The sequence below is a fragment of the Vibrio sp. MarTm2 genome (genome assembly GCF_027587055.1).
GTDB classification, from domain to species: Bacteria; Pseudomonadota; Gammaproteobacteria; order Enterobacterales; family Vibrionaceae; genus Vibrio; species Vibrio sinaloensis_D.
In genome coordinates this window covers 78,806-98,043 of the sequence record NZ_JAPPTK010000006.1, presented here as the reverse complement: position 1 = coordinate 98,043, position 19,238 = coordinate 78,806, and the positions used below count along the sequence as shown (strand labels likewise).

15 protein-coding genes are annotated in these 19,238 nt (G+C 46.1%); 9 read left to right on the top strand and 6 right to left on the bottom strand.

Features of this window, described 5'->3' with window-relative positions; all coding sequences use genetic code 11:
• Positions 1–6: 6 nt before the first annotated feature.
• A complete protein-coding gene (gene rtxH, locus OH458_RS13435) occupies positions 7–366 on the bottom strand; it encodes a protein RtxH (protein ID WP_269978698.1) in 360 nt (119 codons plus the stop codon).
• Positions 367–804: 438 nt separating this feature from the next.
• Here rtxH and rtxB point away from each other — a divergent pair, with 438 nt between their 5' ends.
• The 8 genes from rtxB (at position 805) to OH458_RS13395 (ending at position 12,797) form a co-directional block, all read left to right on the top strand.
• Entirely contained in the window at positions 805–2,910 is a 2,106-nt protein-coding gene (gene rtxB / locus OH458_RS13430) for an RTX toxin T1SS ABC transporter subunit RtxB (RefSeq protein WP_269978697.1), read from the top strand.
• Entirely contained in the window at positions 2,907–4,268 is a 1,362-nt protein-coding gene (locus OH458_RS13425) for an HlyD family type I secretion periplasmic adaptor subunit (protein ID WP_269978696.1), read from the top strand. The genes rtxB and OH458_RS13425 overlap by 4 nt, the downstream gene beginning before the upstream one ends.
• A gap of 2 nt (positions 4,269–4,270) precedes the next feature.
• The gene (locus OH458_RS13420; protein WP_269978695.1) at positions 4,271–6,439 is read left to right on the top strand and encodes a type I secretion system permease/ATPase; all 2,169 of its coding nucleotides are present in this window, start codon (positions 4,271–4,273) and stop codon (positions 6,437–6,439) included.
• Between the two features lie 224 nt (positions 6,440–6,663).
• Complete coding sequence (locus tag OH458_RS13415; protein ID WP_269978694.1) at positions 6,664–7,284, top strand: hypothetical protein; 621 nt, start codon at positions 6,664–6,666, stop codon at positions 7,282–7,284.
• 180 nt (positions 7,285–7,464) lie between these two features.
• Positions 7,465–9,216 carry a Na/Pi cotransporter family protein gene (locus OH458_RS13410; protein ID WP_269978693.1) on the top strand — a complete coding sequence of 584 codons (1,752 nt, stop codon included), beginning with the start codon at positions 7,465–7,467 and terminating at the stop codon, positions 9,214–9,216.
• Between the two features lie 232 nt (positions 9,217–9,448).
• Positions 9,449–10,393, top strand: a complete 945-nt coding sequence (locus tag OH458_RS13405) for a phosphate/phosphite/phosphonate ABC transporter substrate-binding protein (protein ID WP_269978692.1) — start codon at positions 9,449–9,451, stop codon at positions 10,391–10,393.
• Positions 10,394–10,396: 3 nt separating this feature from the next.
• On the top strand, positions 10,397–12,529 hold the full coding sequence (locus tag OH458_RS13400; RefSeq protein WP_269978691.1) for a bifunctional diguanylate cyclase/phosphodiesterase: 2,133 nt from the start codon (positions 10,397–10,399) through the stop codon (positions 12,527–12,529).
• A 70-nt stretch (positions 12,530–12,599) separates the two neighbouring features.
• Positions 12,600–12,797, top strand: coding sequence for a DUF2986 domain-containing protein (locus tag OH458_RS13395; protein WP_269978690.1), 198 nt, complete (start codon positions 12,600–12,602; stop codon positions 12,795–12,797).
• On the opposite strand, the gene OH458_RS13390 is transcribed toward OH458_RS13395, so the two are convergent.
• The 5 genes from OH458_RS13390 to nirB all read right to left on the bottom strand — a co-directional run bounded on the left by OH458_RS13390 (position 12,774) and on the right by nirB (position 18,090).
• On the bottom strand, positions 12,774–13,259 hold the full coding sequence (locus OH458_RS13390; RefSeq protein ID WP_269978689.1) for a LabA-like NYN domain-containing protein: 486 nt from the start codon (positions 13,257–13,259) through the stop codon (positions 12,774–12,776). The two genes, OH458_RS13395 and OH458_RS13390, sit on opposite strands and share 24 nt — an antisense overlap.
• 114 nt (positions 13,260–13,373) lie before the next feature.
• Positions 13,374–14,132, bottom strand: coding sequence for a uroporphyrinogen-III C-methyltransferase (gene cobA, locus OH458_RS13385; protein WP_269978688.1), 759 nt, complete (start codon positions 14,130–14,132; stop codon positions 13,374–13,376).
• Between the two features lie 138 nt (positions 14,133–14,270).
• Entirely contained in the window at positions 14,271–15,119 is an 849-nt protein-coding gene (locus OH458_RS13380) for a formate/nitrite transporter family protein (protein WP_269978687.1), read from the bottom strand.
• Between the two features lie 59 nt (positions 15,120–15,178).
• A complete protein-coding gene (gene nirD / locus OH458_RS13375) occupies positions 15,179–15,502 on the bottom strand; it encodes a nitrite reductase small subunit NirD (protein ID WP_269978686.1) in 324 nt (107 codons plus the stop codon).
• A gap of 14 nt (positions 15,503–15,516) precedes the next feature.
• Entirely contained in the window at positions 15,517–18,090 is a 2,574-nt protein-coding gene (nirB, locus tag OH458_RS13370; RefSeq protein WP_269978685.1) for a nitrite reductase large subunit NirB, read from the bottom strand.
• A gap of 360 nt (positions 18,091–18,450) precedes the next feature.
• Between nirB and OH458_RS13365 the strand changes: the two genes are divergently transcribed.
• Complete coding sequence (locus OH458_RS13365; RefSeq protein ID WP_039477684.1) at positions 18,451–18,942, top strand: VOC family protein; 492 nt, start codon at positions 18,451–18,453, stop codon at positions 18,940–18,942.
• Positions 18,943–19,238: the final 296 nt, after the last annotated feature.

The following is a 19,238-nucleotide window of genomic DNA, read 5'->3' as shown; positions in this document are numbered from 1 at the left end:
ATGCTGTTATTTTTTTGCTTGGGAAGTGCGTTTCTTCGGAGCGGCTTTCTCTTTCACGAGAGTTTCCGCTGGTGATTCTTCTGCCTGGTTTACCGCAGCATCACCTGCTGGTAGAAAACCGGCTGCAACAAGCTTGTCAAATTCAGCTTCCATTCTTGGATCTTCTAGCATGTTCTTAATCATCGATACCATATACATAAAACCAGAGGCCGGCATATGGACAACCTGTTTAAGTTCAAGATCATTATCGCTTTCAGCCATTACGCCATTCGCCATATTATTTTGATCCTGCCCGACAAAATAAAGAGAAAAAACACCTTTATTGTAGTTAACACTAGATACTGTTTGAACAAACTTCTCAGTCATAAATTTCCCCTAACTGTTTTATATAGATAAGACGAAAACAATTCCTTTCAAAAGAAATCACTGTCCGCCCGCAAGCTCAATTAAAAGGCAGAATATAAGAATTCAGCCATAAATAATTATTGTGATATTTATTTTATGTCGAAATATTACATCGTAAAACAGTGGTCATCAATAGACTTAAATCGATTATATTAGAGTAATTATTCTACCTTTATCATCCATTATTCACTCAATACCATAATCATGTAACAATGACATTGTTTACTTATTTTCGTGATACGCATCATTCATTTAAATCAAATTTGTACAATAAACATACAAAATGCCCACCAAATGAGCAGAACAGTCCGAAATTGATGATTGATCGTGTTAACAAGCGGTGATAGGATTCTGCTCCTTCAAAAACGCTGCAATGAACATCGGCTAAGTAATTTAATTATGTCCAACAATGAAGGGTTAACGCTGATATGTATTCACTTTTATTTAAGTATCATCAGCGGAAATAGAGAACAATTTGAAGAAAATGCTAATTTAACAAAAACTAATAATTATAAAGAAGAACTCAAAAAAATAAAAAAAGCAAACAAAGTAAAAATAGCTACAAAACATTCACAATTTAAAAACATAGATAAAATAAAAACACCCGCCATTTTATTTGATTCACAAGGTGCACCATTTATTCTAGCAAAAGCTAATAAAGATAAATGTTTAATACAAAGACCTAATAAAGAAAGTCCGGAAGTTGTCTCTTATCAAGAAGTTAACTCGACTTGGAACAAAAAGTCCCTAGAAATAAAACAAGCACAAGCTCGCTTTGACATCACCTGGTTCATTCCCGAATTTCTTCAGCACAAACGAGTCTTGAGTGAGATTCTGTTGTTCTCTTTTGTTTTGCAGATCCTTGCACTTATTTCGCCTCTTTTTTTCCAAGTGGTAATGGATAAAGTGCTGGTTCACCAAGCTTGGTCAACACTGGATGTACTGGTGTTTGGCCTCGTGGTTACCGGGGTGATCGAAGTGGTCCTTCGTGGTCTACGTGAATATCAGTATGCCCACACAGCCAATCGGATTGACATACAACTCGGACTAAAACTGGTTAAGCATCTATTCGGCCTACCGTTGATGTTTTTCAAATCCCGCCAAGTCGGGGCGATTGTTACACGCGTGCGAGAACTCGACACCGTGCGTGAGTTTTTAACTGGCTCCATGTTTACTCTAACGGTCGAACTGCTGTTTATGTTCGTCTTCCTGTATGTAATGAGTTTACTTTCCGGCCCGCTCACTTGGCTTTTCATCGCCACAATACCGTGTTACGCCCTTCTTGCTTGGTGGTTAACGCCAAGGATGCTGGCGGCGGTTGAAAAGCAGTTTTCGCATGCTGCGGCAAACACATCCTTTCTTACCGAAACCGTGGCAGGCAGTGAAACCCTGAAAAGTTTGGCGGTTGAGCCACGCTTTATTCGTCGCTGGGATGAACAAACCGAAAAAATGGTCTCAACCGGTTACGATGTCCAACAGCTCAATAATCGCTCAAACCACCTAGTTCAATTGCTGCAAAAAATCACCAGTGTGGCGATCTTGTGGCTTGGGGCGACGGAAGTACTCTCTCTTGAAATGACCATCGGTCAATTGATCGCCTTCAATATGATGACCAATCACATCGCCCAGCCGCTAGCGCGTATGGTCGAATTGTGGGGGCAATTTATTCAAACTCGCGTCGCCGTCGAAAAACTCGGGGATATGCTCAACCTACCAGTAGAACAACATACAGGAAGCGACATCGTCACACTTCATGGAGCCGTCTCGTTTAAAAATGTCCTCTTTCGTTACCAACCGGATGTTCCCCCCACCATCAACGACTTGTCATTGGACATAAGAGCGGGTGAAACATTGGGCGTTGTCGGCACGTCCGGTTCAGGCAAAAGCACCTTGGCTCGCTTGCTGTTGCGACTTTATAGTCCTGAACAAGGCAGCATCACGATTGATGGCATTCCACTCAATCACATCCACATTCAGCAATTGAGACAACAAGTGGGAGTGGTACTACAAGAAAATTTCTTATTTAACAAAAGTGTGAGTGAAAACATCGCCCAGTCGAAGCCCGATGCCAGCTTAGAAGAAATTATTGAAGCGGCGAAACTCTCTGGCGCGCACGAATTCATTCTCAAGTTGCCAATGGGTTACGACACCATTCTAGCGGAAGGCGGACAATCTCTCTCTGGCGGCCAAAGACAACGACTCGCGATTGCACGAACACTACTGTCGGATCCAAAAGTATTGATTTTGGATGAAGCCACCAGCGCCCTAGACGATGAATCTCAGGCGTTAATTCAGTCCAACATGGCCAACATCGCTCGAGGCCGCACCGTTATCACTATCGCTCATCGCTTGTCTACCGTGCGCGATTGCGATCGCATCATTGTACTTCATCAAGGCGCAATTGTTGAACAAGGCTCGCATCAGCAGTTACTCACCCACGGCAAACAATACAAACAGTTATGGCAGCTTCAGCAAGAGCTCAAACAAGAGGAAACCACCGCATGATGAGCATCATTAAGCGTTTCTTGGGTAAAGGGCAACCTCGCCAAAGTGCCGAACACCACTATGAATTTCTGCCTGCGCATCTTGCTTTGGCTCAAAGGCCGCCATCGCCCTTTGCACGACTAACCGCGATAACATTGAGTATTGGCGTACTGGCTGCGCTGCTGTGGGCGTATTGGGGAAAACTGGATGTACAAGCCACCGCCACGGGCCGTCTTGTGGTCTCAGGCCGCTCACAAGTTATCCAATCTTATGAGCAAAGCCGCGTAATGAGCATCCATGTGAGGGATGGCCAGCGGGTGAAAAAAGGTGCGCCCCTGTTGACCTTGGATACTCTCGGAGTGAATCAAGACATCACACGTTTGATCACTCAATCCGAGTTTCAAACCAATGAACTCATTCGTTACCGCACTTTACTCAACGACCAACCTTTGGTTCAAGACCCGATGTTCACCGCCTTGCCAGCAGAGCAACAGGCACTGATCAATGAAAACTATCTCAGTGAGAAACGAGAATTTGACGCCACGTTAGCGAGCATCAGTGCAGAAATGAAGGTCAATCGCACCTCTCAAGCCGCTCGCCAAAGCGACATCAACGCCCTAACTCAGCTCACCGAGAACATCAGCCAACGTCTTGCTGCGCGTAAAACGCTCAATCAGATTAAGGTTATTGGCCACGTTGAGTATCTAGAGCAAGAGAAAGAGTTGCTAGAAGTACAGCGCCAAATCGCTCAGCAACGAGCAGAGCTACAAGTGCTGAAATCGCAATATCAAAGCCTCGAAGAGCGTCAAACGGGCTTCAAAGCGCAAAAGCATCGGGAGTGGCTGGAAAAGCGCCGACAAGCAAAATTGCAGTTGGCCGCGTTGAATCAAGAGCTGTCTAAAGTGCGTGAGCGAGAGCAGTTGGAAATCATTCGCTCTCCTGTCGATGGCACTGTGCAGCAACTTAGCGTCTATACCCTAGGCGCAGTGCTACAACCTGCGCAAAATTTGATGATCATCGTACCGGAAAACAGCGTGCAGTTGGCGGAAGTTCAGATCCTCAATAAAGACGTTGGGTTTGTCTATCCGGGCCGATCGGTCACGGTCAAAGTGGATGCGTTTCCCTATACACGTTACGGAACAATCGACGCTCAGTTGCTGAGTATCTCACGCGATTCTACTACCGACGAGAAACTTGGGCTGGTCTTCCCTGCTCAAGTACAACTGAAGAAAAACAATATCGTCATCGATGGTCAAACGGTTGAGCTGACTCCTGGCATGTCGGTCGTTGCTGAGATTAAGACCGATAAACGACGCGTTATCGACTACCTACTCAGCCCAATTCGCGAATACCAAGCTGAAGCGTTGAGGGAGAGATAGAAATGACGGCTACGTTATCAGCCAGTGAGCATATGGACACCATAGGGCAAGCGCGACCAGAAGAAACCGTACGTAATAACTGGGGGATCGAGGCAGTGGTTTACGCTGGCCAACAGTTCCATAAACAATCTTCCAGCTCACAGCTTAAGCACGCATTAGGCGTGAGTTATGCTCACCTGAGTGACATGGAGATGAGAGAAGCGGCGGATTATCTTGGCCTTAAAAGCCAAGTCACCACGCTACATACTCAAGCGCTCGACACTTTGCCGCTCCCTGCCCTTATCGAGCATAACCATAACTGGAAAGTGATTACCCAAGTCAGAGATGGGCATTGGACATTTTATGATCCCTCGACACAGCAGCTACAAACACAACCTATATCTCCAACCCCCTCTCAGCAAGAGCACAGAGTTATGTTGCTCGCCGATGAGCAGCTCAGCAGCAAAGAGGTCAAATTTGGTCTGAGCTGGTTTGCGCCTTCGATCCTACGGCAAAAGAGCCAACTGCGTGATGTATTTCTTTACGCCATCGCGTTGCAGGTGTTTGCTCTCGTTAGCCCGATGTTGTTTGAAAATGTCATCGATAAGGTGCTGGTTGGGCGCAGTTTATCCAGTTTGCACGTGCTAGCGCTGGCGATGTTGGCATTGGCCGTTGCCGAACCAGCATACAGCTACTTACGAAACACGGTGTTTGGCCACCTTGCCAGCCAAGTAAATGCTGAGCTTTCAGGTCGGCTTTATCGTCACTTAGTCGGTCTGCCATTAACCTATTTTAAGCAACGTCAAACCGGACAAATCATTGCTCGGGTACGTGAAATGGCGCAGATCCGTCAGTTTTTGACGGGATCGACACTGATGCTGCTGCTTGATCTGATTTTTGTCACCGTCTTCCTTGCCGTCATGTTTCATTACGCCAGCACGCTCACTTGGTTGGTGATTGGCTCCTTGGTGATTTACTTTGTGTTATGGCTCATTGCAGGACCGCTGATCCGCAAAAAAGTGGAATCGGAGTACGAGTCCGACGCCAATGCAACCACGTTTTTGACCGAGGCCGTGACTGGCATTGAAACCATCAAAACCACTGCCACAGAGCATCGCTTTCTCGAACAGTGGCAACGCATTCTTAGCCAACAATTAAACCGAAGCTTTGACGCGCAAAAATCGGGGCTGGTTGCAGGGCAAGCCATCGCTTTGGTGCAAAAGCTCACTGCTGCGCTACTGCTTTGGTGGGGAGTGAGCGCGGTGCTTAAAGGGGAAATCACGCCAGGGCAATTAGTCGCATTCAACATGCTTGCTGGCCATGTGACGCAACCTGTCTTGCGACTGGCACAAATTTGGCAAGATTTTCAGCACACACTCATCGCTTTAAGACGCGTGGGCGATATTCTCGATGAACCACGAGAGAACAGTAAACAAGGTTTAGCCTCGGTACCCGAGCTCGAAGGCGGCATTGAGTTTAGTAACATTCGTTTTCGCTATCACGAGGATGCACCAGAAGTGTTGGCCAATTTGTCCCTAAAGATTCAGCCCGGGCAATTTATTGGTGTTACTGGACCTTCAGGCTCAGGGAAAAGCACGCTCACTCGTTTGCTACAGCGCTTATATGTTCCTCAGCATGGGCAAGTGTTGGTCGATGGAATGGATCTCGCCATTGCCGACCCCGTTTCTCTGCGTCGCAACATGAGCGTGGTATTGCAAGAGAGTATCCTCTTTTCCGGCAGTGTGGCAGACAACATTTGTTTGTGTAAACCACAAGCCAGCGACGAAGAGATTCGCCACGCCGCCCAGTTAGCAGGCGCGTTAGAATTTATTGAAGGACTTCCTCACGGTTTTAACCAACCAGTGGGTGAAAAAGGCGCGGCACTGTCTGGTGGTCAAAGACAGCGTATTGCTTTGGCAAGAGCCCTACTGGTGGATCCAAGAATCTTGTTGCTCGATGAAGCGACGTCCGCGCTTGACTACAATTCTGAAGCGGCAATTATGAGCAATATGGATGAAATTTGTCGTGGCCGAACGGTGATCAGTATTGCGCACCGACTCAACACCATTCGTCATGCCGATAACATTTTTGTGCTCGATAAAGGCCAAGTTGCCGAAAGCGGCACACATGATGAGTTAGTTGCCCAGCAAGGCTTATACGCTAAACTTTGGCAGCAGCAAGTGGGTGAATAACTCCTAGCCAAGCCAATCAACCTTCACCCCAAGTTTGTAATGTCTTGATATATTCGAGTTCGCCCGAACCCACCAAATTTAGTTCCCAGTGAACGAAACGCAAAGCCCGCTTTTTAGCGGGCTTTGTTGTATTTGTAAGTTGTGTATCACTTACACAGGCTTACGAAACTTTCATCGATCTTACACTGTTATGCACGGTTCCGAATCGACATAAGACGTTTATTATGCGCAAAAAATCACTCTGTTTACTGCCCCTTCTTTCGATGACTTCATTTGCAACAATCGCTGATAGCAACATAGTTGCTCAAATGTCCCACATTGGATTTGGCTATAAACATGCACACCTTAGAAAAGGGGCATTTGAACCCTACTCAGATAGTAAATATATCAATGACGAGAGCAAAACTTATGGTGGCTTATACCTTAACCTTGGATTGAGTGTCACCGACACCGTTTTCTTGGAAGGTAACGCAGACTTCATTACCCGCTTCAGTTCTTCTATCGATTCTTGGAAAGCTGGTGCTGGATTTAACACCCCGATCTCGCCTGTCGCTAGAATACCTTTATCTTGCGGTGTTATTAACTACTATGCAGATACAGATAAAACATCATCACATGCTGAGCAAGCGGCCTACTGCAAGAGCGGTCTAAGGGCCCAAGTCGCACAACATTGGCTGGTTGATGCCACATACCAGCACGACTTCTTTGACATCGCGAAGGATACCTATCGAATCAACAACGTCTTTCAATTTGGCTCAGTTTTTGGATTCACGATCGGAATGGAATACGCAAAACGCCTAAAGCCAGAGACAGCAGTAACGGTTGGATTGCAGTTTACACTGTGACAAGCCCTCTCCAGTCCACGACTTTAAGCACTCACTCACTTCTTCGTTAATGTCTTAAGCCATACCAAGGTGTGGCTTTTTTACATTCCGAACTCTTCCCTCTTTATTTCAAGCAGTTAACCCCTCCTCTGTTTGGGCAAATTTCTCCTATACTTATAAAAAACAATAATAAGTATCGCTATGCAGACTGCCCTTCTATTCTTGATCTTATTCGTTTCACCGTGCGCTCTGGCGGAGACTTCAGAGAGCCAACTCGACTACCTTTCCATGTCTATGGGCCTTTTTGGCGGCTTGGCTATGTTTCTCTATGGGATGGAGAAGATGTCAGATGCTTTAAAGCGCACCGCTGGCAGCAAGATGAAGCAAGTGCTCGGGACGTTAACCAAAACGCGGCTCAGCTCTGTCGCCACCGGAGCCGGTTTGACTGCAGTAATCCAATCCTCATCCGTCACAACGGTACTGGTTGTGGGATTTGTAAGTGCCGGTCTCATGTCGTTAAATCAAGCGGTTGGCGTCATCATGGGCGCTAACATCGGTACCACTGTCACGGCTCAGATCATCGCCTTCAAAGTGACAAAAGCAGCAATGGCGATGATAGCGATCGGTTTTGCTGTTGAAATGGCGTCTAAACAGCAACAAAACAAAAACTATGGCAACATCCTGTTTGGTCTTGGCCTACTGTTTTTAGGCATGAACCTGATGAGCGAAGCGATGTCACCACTTCGCGTGTTTCAGCCCTTTATTGATTTCATGGCAAAAATGGATAACCCCATCTTTGCCATTCTTCTCGCCGCTTCCTTTACTGCACTGGTTCAATCTTCGTCTGCCACAACAGGGATCGTCATCGTACTTGCAAGCCAAGGATTTATCTCGCTCGAGTCCGGTATTGCTATGGCCATGGGAGCAAACATTGGTACTTGTGTTACCGCATTATTGGCCGCAATTGGTAAAAGTACCGAAGCAAAACAGACGTCTGCGATTCACCTCATCTTTAATCTCGCGGGGGTATTGATATGGCTACCCGCAATTAGCATTATCGCCTTTGCGTCCACTTCTATCTCGCCAAGTTACGTCGACTTAACCGGTATGGATCGCTTGGCAGCAGAAACGCCGCGCCAAATCGCCAACGCCAATACCTTGTTTAATGTGGCTAACACCTTAATCATGCTGCCGCTAAGCACTTTTTTTGTCACCGCCGTTAAAAAGCTCGTGCCGCATACTGCGACTAACAAAGAGCAGCAGAAAGTCGAACTCAAATACATCAAACCTGAATACCTGGCGACCCCCGATATCGCTCTTGAACAAACTCACCTTGAAATTGGCCGATTAGGACGACGTGTTGCTAATATGGTGAATCAACTTCCCCCATTAGCCACCCCCGTCCACAATGAACAAAACAAAGAATCCATTCGGCAAGCTTTAAGAGAGATCGAAAAAGTTGAAGATGAAGTCGACATACTCCACGCCAAAATCCTCGCGTACTTAGGAAAGTTGCGCCAGTCTCCTCTGACCAAAGAGGAAAGTCGCTTGCAAATCAAACTGGTGAGTATTACCGACCAACTAGAGAGCGTGGCAGACTTAGTCGTTAACTCTATGCTCCCGTTAAGTTATAAGACCCTCGACGCCAATCTCACGGCAAGCCCCGAAATGAGAAAAACGCTAGATCGAACCCATGCTAGAGTGAACCAAGCGTTGTTGGATAGTGTGAATGCTACCCGACGTGGTGATCGTCAATTGGCCGAGAGTGTGCTGAGCGCGAAGCGGGAGATCAACGTATTGTTGGAGTCCATATTGGAGCTTCAAGCTGAGCGACTCTCACAAGCGACTGAGCAACGTTTGGATATTTTCCGTATTCAAATGGAATGGGTTGAAGCACTCAAACGCATCTACACATTGAGTAAACGTGTGGCAAAACTACAGCTACGAAAATAGACCCATGATTCATTTAACGCCATTTTAAACACTTGCGCATTGAGTGATACTTATGTCCCGTTATTGAGAAACGAGTTGATTATTATCAAACTTATTGCCAGATAATCGTGTTGCCTGCCGCATAATTAGCCAATTATAGTTTTTGTCTTTGTTAATAGCTGACCTATAAACTTCCAATTGACCTCGCGTCATGATAAAAAGTATAGCGTACCATGAAAGAGGTAAAACGTAGATGGTCATCAGTTCAAAAGCAGTCGCTCTGATACTTGTATGCACTTGCGTGGGATTCTCCTATCCCATACACGCGGAACAGAACACATCGGCACGCACTCTCAATTATGGTGTCATCTCCTCGAAGCCAAGCAAGCGCATCAAAGACAGCTACCCACTGTTTTCGTATGTTGCAAAACAGTTGGCTGATTCTGGATTTGAAGGCGCACAAGTCCACGTCTACTCTTCTATCGATGAACTTGCCTCAGACTTACAATCTGGTCGTATTGATCTGATTAGTTCAACCATTTATCCCGCGCTGTTGCTGAAGAATAAAGCACAAGCTCAGCCCTTTTTGGTGAGATGGAAGAAAGGCGAAGCCAGCTATAGCTCTGTTTTTGTCGCCAACAACCGTCAGCGTTATAACGACTTATCCGAACTTCAAGGCAAAATCATTGGTTTTGAAGACCGCAATTCCACCAGCGGGTATTTTCTTCCTATGGTGACCTTGCTCAATCAAGGGCTTGAAGTACAGCACATAACCTCAGCGCAACAGCAGCCTAACAGCGACAAAATCGGCTATTTCTTTTTTGATGACCGGCTGAGGGAAACCAATGAGGTCAACATGAGTATGTGGGCGGCTATGGGTAAAGTCGATGCCATCGCTTACAGCTCATCAAATTGGACAAACCCCAAAGATACCCCGGCAGCACTCAAACAGCACTTGCACATGTTTGCCCAAACAGGTCATTACCCTCGCTCTATCATCAGTGTCTCTTCGAAACTGGACCCAGCGGTAGCGGAAAAGCTCAGATCCGTTTTACTCCATTTAGATCAATCTGACATGGGGAAAAAAGTGCTGCAAAGCTATCAAGAAACCAAGAGATTTTCCGTTATAGATAGTAATGCAGAAAAACTACTCGACGAAGCGGAACAGCTTTTAAGCCAGTTTGAGGAACAAAAGTAAGTAATGAAGAACATCGGATTCAAAGGACACCTGATGTTCTCATCAGCTTGCGTTGTCGCTCTAGTTTGTGCGCTTAATTTTATCCTTTACACGGTTGCTTATGAGCAACAATCGCAGCAGAACCTCGACAAAATTACCCAAAGCGTTGAACAAACGTTACAGAAAAAAGTTGAGCAACAAGCGGTCTCGCTGGCTCAGACCCTTAGCCAGCAAACCTTCAATCCTCTTTATCACTACAATGTTTCGGAAGCATTGCACCTGTTGCAAACCAACCTAAGCCAACCAAATGTGGAAACGATCCAGATCGTCGACAAAGAAGGTTTAATTTTCCACGATGGTACGCCAGACATTGTTCGATATGGTTTGCCTAACACTCATCCAGATATGATCAAACAGGTACTCGCCACTCAAAGTACTATTACGAAACATGACGAGGGACGTTTTTTGGTCGCCTCGCCTATTTCCGAGCCGGGGAATCCGATTGGCGTTCTCTATTTGGAGCTAAATAAACACAGCTTGATTGCTGAACTCAAAAACAGCGCTGAGCAGATCGATACGCTTGGCGAGCAAGACAGCCAGCGAATGCGTCATTGGCAAATTGTGTTTTCCGCCATTGGACTTGTGTGCGGCGTCGCGATGGCTTACAGCGTCGCAAACTCATTTGCTAACCCAATCACTCAGATCATCAAGCAGCTCCAGCAAACTAAGTCTGGTCGTTTCAAACCCATAGAGAATTCTGCCCCTTACAAAGAACTACATCGCCTAGTCGACGCCTTCAACGAGATGCAGCACTCCGTCACTCGACACACAGATCACATCCAGCACCTCGCGTTTCATGACCAACTTACTGGGTTACCCAATCGACTGCGTTTCACTCAATTGCTTGACGAAGCTATCGCAACGGAGCAACACGAATTACTCGCGGTATTGTTTATTGACCTCGACGATTTCAAATTTATTAACGACAATTACGGCCACCATATTGGTGATGATGTAATTCAGCATGTCTGTACTCGCTTGCGTCGACTTGCCGAAACGACACTTAGCGATTCGGTGATCCTCTCACGAGTCGGCGGTGACGAGTTTATGCTGATGGTGCCTTACTCGCGTGATACTCGAATCACTTCTATAGCCAACGCCGTATTAACCACAGTCACAGAGCCGATTGAACATGAGCGCTACAAGCTCGCATGCAGTGCCAGCATTGGGGTCGCGTGTTATCCCGACTTTGGCAACGCCGCGGATCTGCTGTGTCGACATGCTGAGTTGGCCATGTTTGAGCAAAAGCAAAAAGGTAAGAACGCTTACAGCATTTACACACGCGAAATGGACAAATCGATTGAAGAACGCTTGTATATTGAACGAGAGCTGCGCAAAGCAATGGATGACTTGTCCCAGTTCGAGCTCTGGTATCAACCTAAGTTTCATACCGAGACACGACGCATTGTGGGTGCCGAAGCGCTTGTCCGCTGGAATCACCCAACACAAGGTTATATTGGCCCAGATAAGTTCATACCCGTCGCAGAGTCTACAGACTTTATTCTTCAGCTCGGCGAGTACCTGATTCGACTGGCCGCTAAGCAAGCGGCAGAATGGAGAAGCCAATATGATCAAGGGTTTTACATCGCATTAAACCTATCGCCAAGGCAGTTGCATCGACAAGATTTGGTAGGAATTTTCCAGCAAGTGCTCAGCGAATTTCATCTCCCTGCTTGCGCATTTCACGTCGAGGTCACCGAAACGCTGCTGCTTTCTGACAGTGAGCGCATCAAAAAAGTACTGGCGGGAATCCGCGATTTGGGGATCAAAATTTGGCTCGATGATTTTGGTACGGGTTATTCATCGCTAAGTTATTTGCAAGAGTACCAGTTTGATGGCGTTAAAATAGATCGCTCTTTCATCTTTTGTTTATCACCAGAGAACAACAATACATCTCTGATTGAAGCGATTCTATCTATCGCGAAAAGTATGAAAATGCAAAGCGTCGCTGAGGGAATCGAGACCGAACATCAATGCTTGTTACTCGAGCAATTGGGCTGCGAATACGGCCAAGGGTACCTGATCAGTCGGCCGTTACCGGTAAAAGATTTTAATCGAGCATTTGCCACACCGCACGTTTTGCAACCCGCTCTGTAACGTTATCTTTTGTGGTTTGGTGGTAAGTTCGGTATGATGCGCGCCACATTTAGACAGCAGACCAGAAGCCATGAATCGTAAAAAGAAGATCAACAGTATCTTGAAGGCGAAACTTAAGAAGAAAAACGCGAAGCTACATAAAAGCAACAAGCCTCGCTATATCTCCAAAGCTGAGCGTGCAAAGCTTGAATCAGAAGACAACACTGAACAAACCTCAACCGAGCTCAGCGAGCATGAGTCAACCTCAACCGACTCTTCTGAGCAATAAGTTCTCTTCAATCGGAATATGTTTATCGCACACGTCTATCAAGGCTTGTGCGGTTAGACCAGGGACGGAGTATACATCCACCTTGGTTCCAAATCGTTGCTGAATGCGCTCAACCAAGATTTCAAAATCGCCATCTCCTGACAACAGAATCACGCGGTCGACCTTGCTTGCGGCCTCATACACATCCAACGCGATGCCAACATCCCAGTCCCCTTTGGTACTGCCATCGGCGCGCTGGATATAAGGCTTCAACTTCACATCGAACCCAATCCCTCTCAAGATGTGGTGAAACTGCCTCTGCTTAGGATCCGTTGAAGCAATGGCATAGGCTTTCGCCTCCACGACCTCTTTCCCTTCAGTTGCAAGGTACCAAAACTCGTTGTAGTCAAAGTTTGCGCGATATTTATCTCTGGTGGTGTAGTAGATGTTTTGCACATCGACGAAAATAGCGATTTTTTCCATGATTAGATTACCCTTACTGCAACGCCGAGACTGTAACAGAACCGCTTGATGTTTTCAGTAAGCTAACCCATTTGGCCAGCGATTTTTTACTCTGATATGCCGCCAAGCTCATGGTTAGTTAAACCAATTCAGCTTGTCGTGTAGCGAGGTGACGCTACCAATAACAATCAGCGCTGGGCTCACGGCGTCTTTCGCCATATTTGGCAAATCTTTTAGTGGGCCGGTAAATACACGTTGCTCTCGACGAGTTCCATTTTCAATGATGGCGCAAGAGATCTCAGCGTCTAAACCTGTTTCGAGTAACTTCTCGGTAATGTAGCCACTTTGCTTAAGCCCCATATAGAACACGAGCGTATTATTCGACTGCGCTAATGAGTGCCACTCAATCTCACGACCGTCTTTTTGTACATGGCCCGTAATAAACTGAACGCTTTGCGCATGGTCTCGGTGAGTGAGTGGAATCCCCGCGTACGCCGTAGCACCAGCTGCTGCGGTAATACCCGGCACCACCTCAAACGATATTCCATGCTGTGCAAGTTCTTCCAACTCTTCCCCGCCTCGCCCAAATATAAACGAGTCTCCACCTTTTAAACGTACGACTCGCTTACCTTGTTGTGCTTTCTCTACTAACAGTTGGTTAATCTGATCTTGCGGGACGCAGTGAAAATCTAACTTTTTACCCACATAAATCATTTCCGCAGTGCAGTTTGCTAGCGCGAGGATTTCCACAGACACCAGTCGGTCATAAACAACAACGTCAGCCTGTTGAATGACTCGATAGCCTTTCACTGTTAGTAGGTCTGGATCGCCAGGCCCTGCTCCAACAAGTGATACGAAGCCTTGGTTGATTTGAGAGTTTGTCGTCACGCTCATGTCGATGCCTATTAATAAATTTGGATATAAAGAGTCATACTCGTGCGAAGCGGCGGAATAAAGACTGTTTATATTCAAATAGAGTGATACTCGAGAAAGAAACAAGACCCCACGTTTTAGCGTGAGGTCTTTACATCACTATTTTGCTAGCACAGGTTTTGCGTTCACATTCTCTTCATCGCTTAGAGAAGGCGCTGTTTTTGCGTGAGTTAAGTAAAGCGGGATACAAGTCATGATCAAGCCACCCACAATGTTACCTAGGATTGTTGGGATTAGGTTGAAGTTCAACCAAGTTGCAATGCCAAAGTCCGCGCCTAGAATCATGCCTAGTGGGAATAGGAACATGTTGACTACTGTGTGCTCGAACACGAGTGCGAAGAAGATGAAGATTGGGAACCACATCATTGCGACGCGGCCAGCGACAGTGCGTGCTGTCATGTTGCCGATAACGCCTAGACACACCATCAGGTTACAGAAGATACCGCGCACGAAACAGGTGATCCATCCGTCCATACCCATGTTTTCGAAGCCTAGGCTACGTGCAGTAGAAACAGCGATGAACTTCTTCGCAACTGCGTTAAGCTCTAGAGAAAAGTTACCTGTTAGTGAGATTGCTACTAGGTAAGCAACAATCAAAGAACCGATAAGGTTGCCCAGACCAACAAGCCCCCAACAACGGAAAATGCGGTTCCAAGTAATACCAGGACGACCTTCAAATTTAGCCAGCGGCGCTAGACCAAATACCCCTGTTACCAAGTCATAGCCCATCACAGATAGAATAACGAAGCCAACTGGGAAGACTAACGCACCAACGACGCCCACACCTGTTTGTACGATGGTTGTAATTGCAACAACCACTGCAAGCGATAAGATGATACCCGCCATTGTGCCGCGAAGAAGCAGGTCACGAGCGCTCGTTTTCGTCTTTGCTTCGCCAACATTGATCATAGTTTGCACGAATTCAGCAGGTTTAAAATCTGTAGACATGAATGTGTCCTTATTCAAAATTGAAAGTAAAAAGTTAAAACTACATTTTAAACGGGTATTTAAGCCGCTATCTCGACTTTGCCCTTCGCGACACGTGCTTTGTACGATTTCACGCTCATGCGCTCATCTTCCATACATGCACCTGTTGCTAGGTTAAAGCGTTGCTTCTTAAGTGGGCTTGCTACCCATAATTGCTCATCGTGCTCAACAATCAGGCCACGTGACAGTACATTTGACTGAAAAAATGGGTCCATATTGTTGATTGCAAAGACTTCTTCAGTCGCGCGAGGACGGAAGATAGCCACTTGCTCCCCCGCAAATAGTGCGACTACGCCAGTGCCTGGGATGATGTCTTCAATGTTGCAAACTTTTGTAAATGCCATGATGTCGTCTCCCATTAAACTGTCTCAACGTGGATGATGTCGCCCTGATGCTTCTTAGCAATGGCTTCAGAGTGTTTTTCAGTGAATGTTGCCGGGCGATGTTGCTCACGGCCATCCGTGACGAACATAACGTTGTCGTCACGCTCATCAGAGTTCACGAAGTGTGCAAAACGCTTAAGCTGAGTTTCATCGTTAATCGTGTCAGTCCACTCACAGCGATACTCTTCAACCAATTTCGCTACGTCTGTTTCAAGTTGGTCATTAATGCCTAACTTGTCTTCAATGATTACTTCACGCAGGTAATCAATACCGCCTTCTAGGTTTTCAAACCATACTGATGTACGCTGTAGTGGCGCAGCCGTGCGGATGTAGAACATCATGAAACGGTCGATGTATTTGATCAGCGTTTCTTGGTCTAGATCGCCAGCTAGTAGTGTTGCGTGGCGAGGTTTCATACCACCGTTACCACATACGTACATGTTCCAGCCTGCATCGGTAGCGATAATACCTAGGTCTTTACCCTGCGCTTCTGCACACTCACGAGTACAGCCAGAGACACCAAACTTCATCTTATGCGGAGTACGAATGCCCTTGTAGCGGTTCTCAATCATCACACCCAAGCCAACTGAGTCTTGAACGCCGTAACGACACCAAGTAGAGCCGACACACGTTTTCGCCATACGTAGTGCTTTTGCGTACGCTTGACCTGTCTCATAACCTGCGGCAACCAGTTTCTTCCAGATTGCTGGTAGATCATCTTTTTGCGCGCCGAATAGACCGATACGCTGTGCACCGGTGATTTTTGTGTACAGATTGTACTCTGCCGCAACGTCAGCCAGTGCTGCTAGTGCTTGAGGCGTAACTTCACCACCAGCCATACGTGGGATCACTGAGTAGGTGCCGTCTTTTTGAATGTTACCTAGGAAGTTATCGTTGGTATCGTGCAGCTTGACCAGAGATGGCTTCAGGATATGGTCACCCCAGCATGAAGCAAGGATAGAGCCTGCTAGTGGTTTACACACTTCACAGCCGTAGCCTTTACCGTGTTTCTCTAGCAATTCTTCAAACGATTTGATTTCACCAATGCGTACTAGGTGGAAAAGCTCTTGGCGAGAGTAAGCAAAGTGCTCACAAACGTCTGCTTTTACTTCAACGCCCGCTTTTTCAAGCTCAGCATTTAGCACTGACGTTACAAGTGGGATACAGCCACCACAACCCGTACCTGCACCTGTTACCGCTTTAATATCACCAATCGTGTGGTGACCTTGAGCAACCGCTTCCGCGATTTTGCCTTTCGTTACGTCAAAACAAGAACAGATAACCGCAGAGTCAGGCAGAGCATCAGCGCCTAGCGTTGGTTTTTCTGCACCTGTGTGAGCTGGCAGAATCAATGCGTCTGGGTGTTCTGGTAGGTCGATTTCGTTAAGCATTAGCTGCAGAAGATCGCCGTAATCAGAGGTATCACCAACCATTACCGCTCCAAGGAGCTTCTTATTGTCTTCAGAAACGATAAGGCGTTTGTAAACTTCTTGCTCTTCGTTTTGGTAAACGTAGCTCTTACAGCCAGGAGTACGACCGTTAGCATCGCCAATTGAGCCCACTTTCACGCCCAATAGCTTAAGCTTGGCAGACATGTCAGCGCCTTCGAACTTACTGTCATTACCTATTAGATGATCAACTGCGACCGTTGCCATTTTGTAACCTGGAGCAACTAGACCATAGAAAGTCTCATTCCAAGAGGCACACTCGCCTACTGCGTAGATGTTTTCATCCGACGTTTGGCAAAAGTCGTTAATAGCAATACCACCACGTGGAGCTACTTCAAGCTGCATATCTCGCGCAAGTTTGTCTTGTGGACGGATACCTGCAGAGAAAACAATGAAGTCAGTCTCTAACTCAGTACCGTCAGCAAAACGCATAACGTTACGAGCATCTTTACCCTCAGGAGCGATTTCAAGTGTGTTTTTGCTCGTATAAACCTTAACACCCATGCTCTCGATTTTTTGGCGAAGTTGATTACCACCCGCTTGGTCTAGCTGTTCAGCCATCAGCTTCGGTGCGAACTCCACCACGTGCGTTTCAACGCCCAGCGCTTTCAATGCGCCCGCGGCTTCAAGTCCAAGTAGACCGCCACCGATAACCACACCGACTTTGCTCTTCTTCGCGCACGCTTCGATCGCTTTGAGATCTTCGATGGTACGGTATACAAAACAGTCTTTACTCTCACGACCCTTAATCGGTGGAACAAATGGGAATGAGCCAGTTGCCATGATCAGCTTGTCGTACTGAATTTCACGACCAGTACTTGAATGAACAATACGTTTTTCACGGTTAACGTTAATCGCGCGCTCGCCGATCAACATGTTTACGCCGTGTTTGTCGTAAAAGCCTTCTTTAACTAGCGATAGTTCGTCTGCGGTGTGGTGAGAAAAGTAAGAAGAGAGGTGGACACGGTCGTAAGCGACACGCGGTTCTTCACAGAAAACGGTAATCTCATACTGAGAAGCATCTGTCTTCTCTACTAGGTCTTCGATGTAACGGTGTCCTACCATACCGTTACCGATAACGACCAGCTTCAACTTGCTCATAATACTTCCTAGGGGTTAGGTTCTTATCTGAGCGCATTGTTAATTATGAAAAAAAATTAATACATGATGTAAATCAATTACAAAATTAAACTACTCGAAAGGGGTAGGAACACAAAATAACCACTTATATTTCGTAATTACTTTTCATTTTAGGACGGCCAGTTCCATTTTGTGAAATATCTCGAACTCTATAACGATGTTTGTGACAAAGCACGCCTTGCTAATTTCCTGTTTGCAACCACCCTTACTGATAACCAATATTTATCAAAATAATAATTATCAATAATTTTTATTTTATCAATGCTCACCCTACACTTCTCTCCATTGAAACGAAACACACAACGAATTTTGGAGCATATTATGAAAATGAATCACGTAGGCATCATGGTTGGCGACATGGACAAAGCGGTCGAGTTTTACACCAAAGCACTCGGTCTTCGTATTGTTATGAACAACACCAAAGTGATTGAAGAACGTGAAACTGCAATCGGCCGCATGTGTATCGCTGTATTCGGAGAGGGCTTTAAAGGCTTTAACATCGCTCACCTTGTGACTTCAGACGGTATTGGTGTTGAGCTATTCGAAATGAAAGAACGTCAAGAGCGTCACGACGTAGATTTCTCTCGATTAGGTATCTTCCACTTCTGTCTACAAGTATCAAAAGAGCAATTTGCAACGGCGATTAAACGCGTTGAAGAGTTTGGCGGTAAGGTTCGCATGGATATTATGCGTTACCATCCAGAAGATGAGCTAAAACAAGCGCAAATGGTGTACCTAGAAGACCCATTTGGCAACTTGTTTGAGTTTTACTCGCACTCATATGAAGAAACTTACGCTTCAGACTACGAGTAACCCTCTCAATAGCATGCTGGCGATTTGTTCAGCATGCTTTCCCCTTTGTTTTCCTATTCATTCATACGGTAAAGATACTACCCGAAAGGAATTCTTTTATATTTCAAAATAAATTACCTTTGAGTTAAATGCATAGCTATTCAACGACAGTACTTTTGGACTAGTCTGTTCACAAAAGCAACGATTCTCGTTTTAATTATGTGATCTTGAGCCCGATACAATCTTGATTCCGGCAACTAAAAGCATACTATGGTCTGATATTCGCTATAGAGCATATTAATGCAGGAAGTAAGGAC

Coding starts and splice junctions, on each gene's coding strand:
- nirD (WP_269978686.1), bottom strand. CDS start 15,502: ATGGCATTTACAAAAGTTTGCAACATTGAAGACATCATCCCAGGCACT.
- OH458_RS13425 (WP_269978696.1), top strand. CDS start 2,907: ATGATGAGCATCATTAAGCGTTTCTTGGGTAAAGGGCAACCTCGCCAA.
- rtxH (WP_269978698.1), bottom strand. CDS start 366: ATGACTGAGAAGTTTGTTCAAACAGTATCTAGTGTTAACTACAATAAA.
- nirB (WP_269978685.1), bottom strand. CDS start 18,090: ATGAGCAAGTTGAAGCTGGTCGTTATCGGTAACGGTATGGTAGGACAC.
- OH458_RS13415 (WP_269978694.1), top strand. CDS start 6,664: ATGCGCAAAAAATCACTCTGTTTACTGCCCCTTCTTTCGATGACTTCA.
- OH458_RS13410 (WP_269978693.1), top strand. CDS start 7,465: ATGCAGACTGCCCTTCTATTCTTGATCTTATTCGTTTCACCGTGCGCT.
- OH458_RS13400 (WP_269978691.1), top strand. CDS start 10,397: ATGAAGAACATCGGATTCAAAGGACACCTGATGTTCTCATCAGCTTGC.
- cobA (WP_269978688.1), bottom strand. CDS start 14,132: ATGAGCGTGACGACAAACTCTCAAATCAACCAAGGCTTCGTATCACTT.
- OH458_RS13390 (WP_269978689.1), bottom strand. CDS start 13,259: ATGGAAAAAATCGCTATTTTCGTCGATGTGCAAAACATCTACTACACC.
- OH458_RS13405 (WP_269978692.1), top strand. CDS start 9,449: ATGGTCATCAGTTCAAAAGCAGTCGCTCTGATACTTGTATGCACTTGC.
- OH458_RS13365 (WP_039477684.1), top strand. CDS start 18,451: ATGAAAATGAATCACGTAGGCATCATGGTTGGCGACATGGACAAAGCG.
- OH458_RS13395 (WP_269978690.1), top strand. CDS start 12,600: ATGAATCGTAAAAAGAAGATCAACAGTATCTTGAAGGCGAAACTTAAG.
- OH458_RS13380 (WP_269978687.1), bottom strand. CDS start 15,119: ATGTCTACAGATTTTAAACCTGCTGAATTCGTGCAAACTATGATCAAT.
- OH458_RS13420 (WP_269978695.1), top strand. CDS start 4,271: ATGACGGCTACGTTATCAGCCAGTGAGCATATGGACACCATAGGGCAA.
- rtxB (WP_269978697.1), top strand. CDS start 805: ATGTCCAACAATGAAGGGTTAACGCTGATATGTATTCACTTTTATTTA.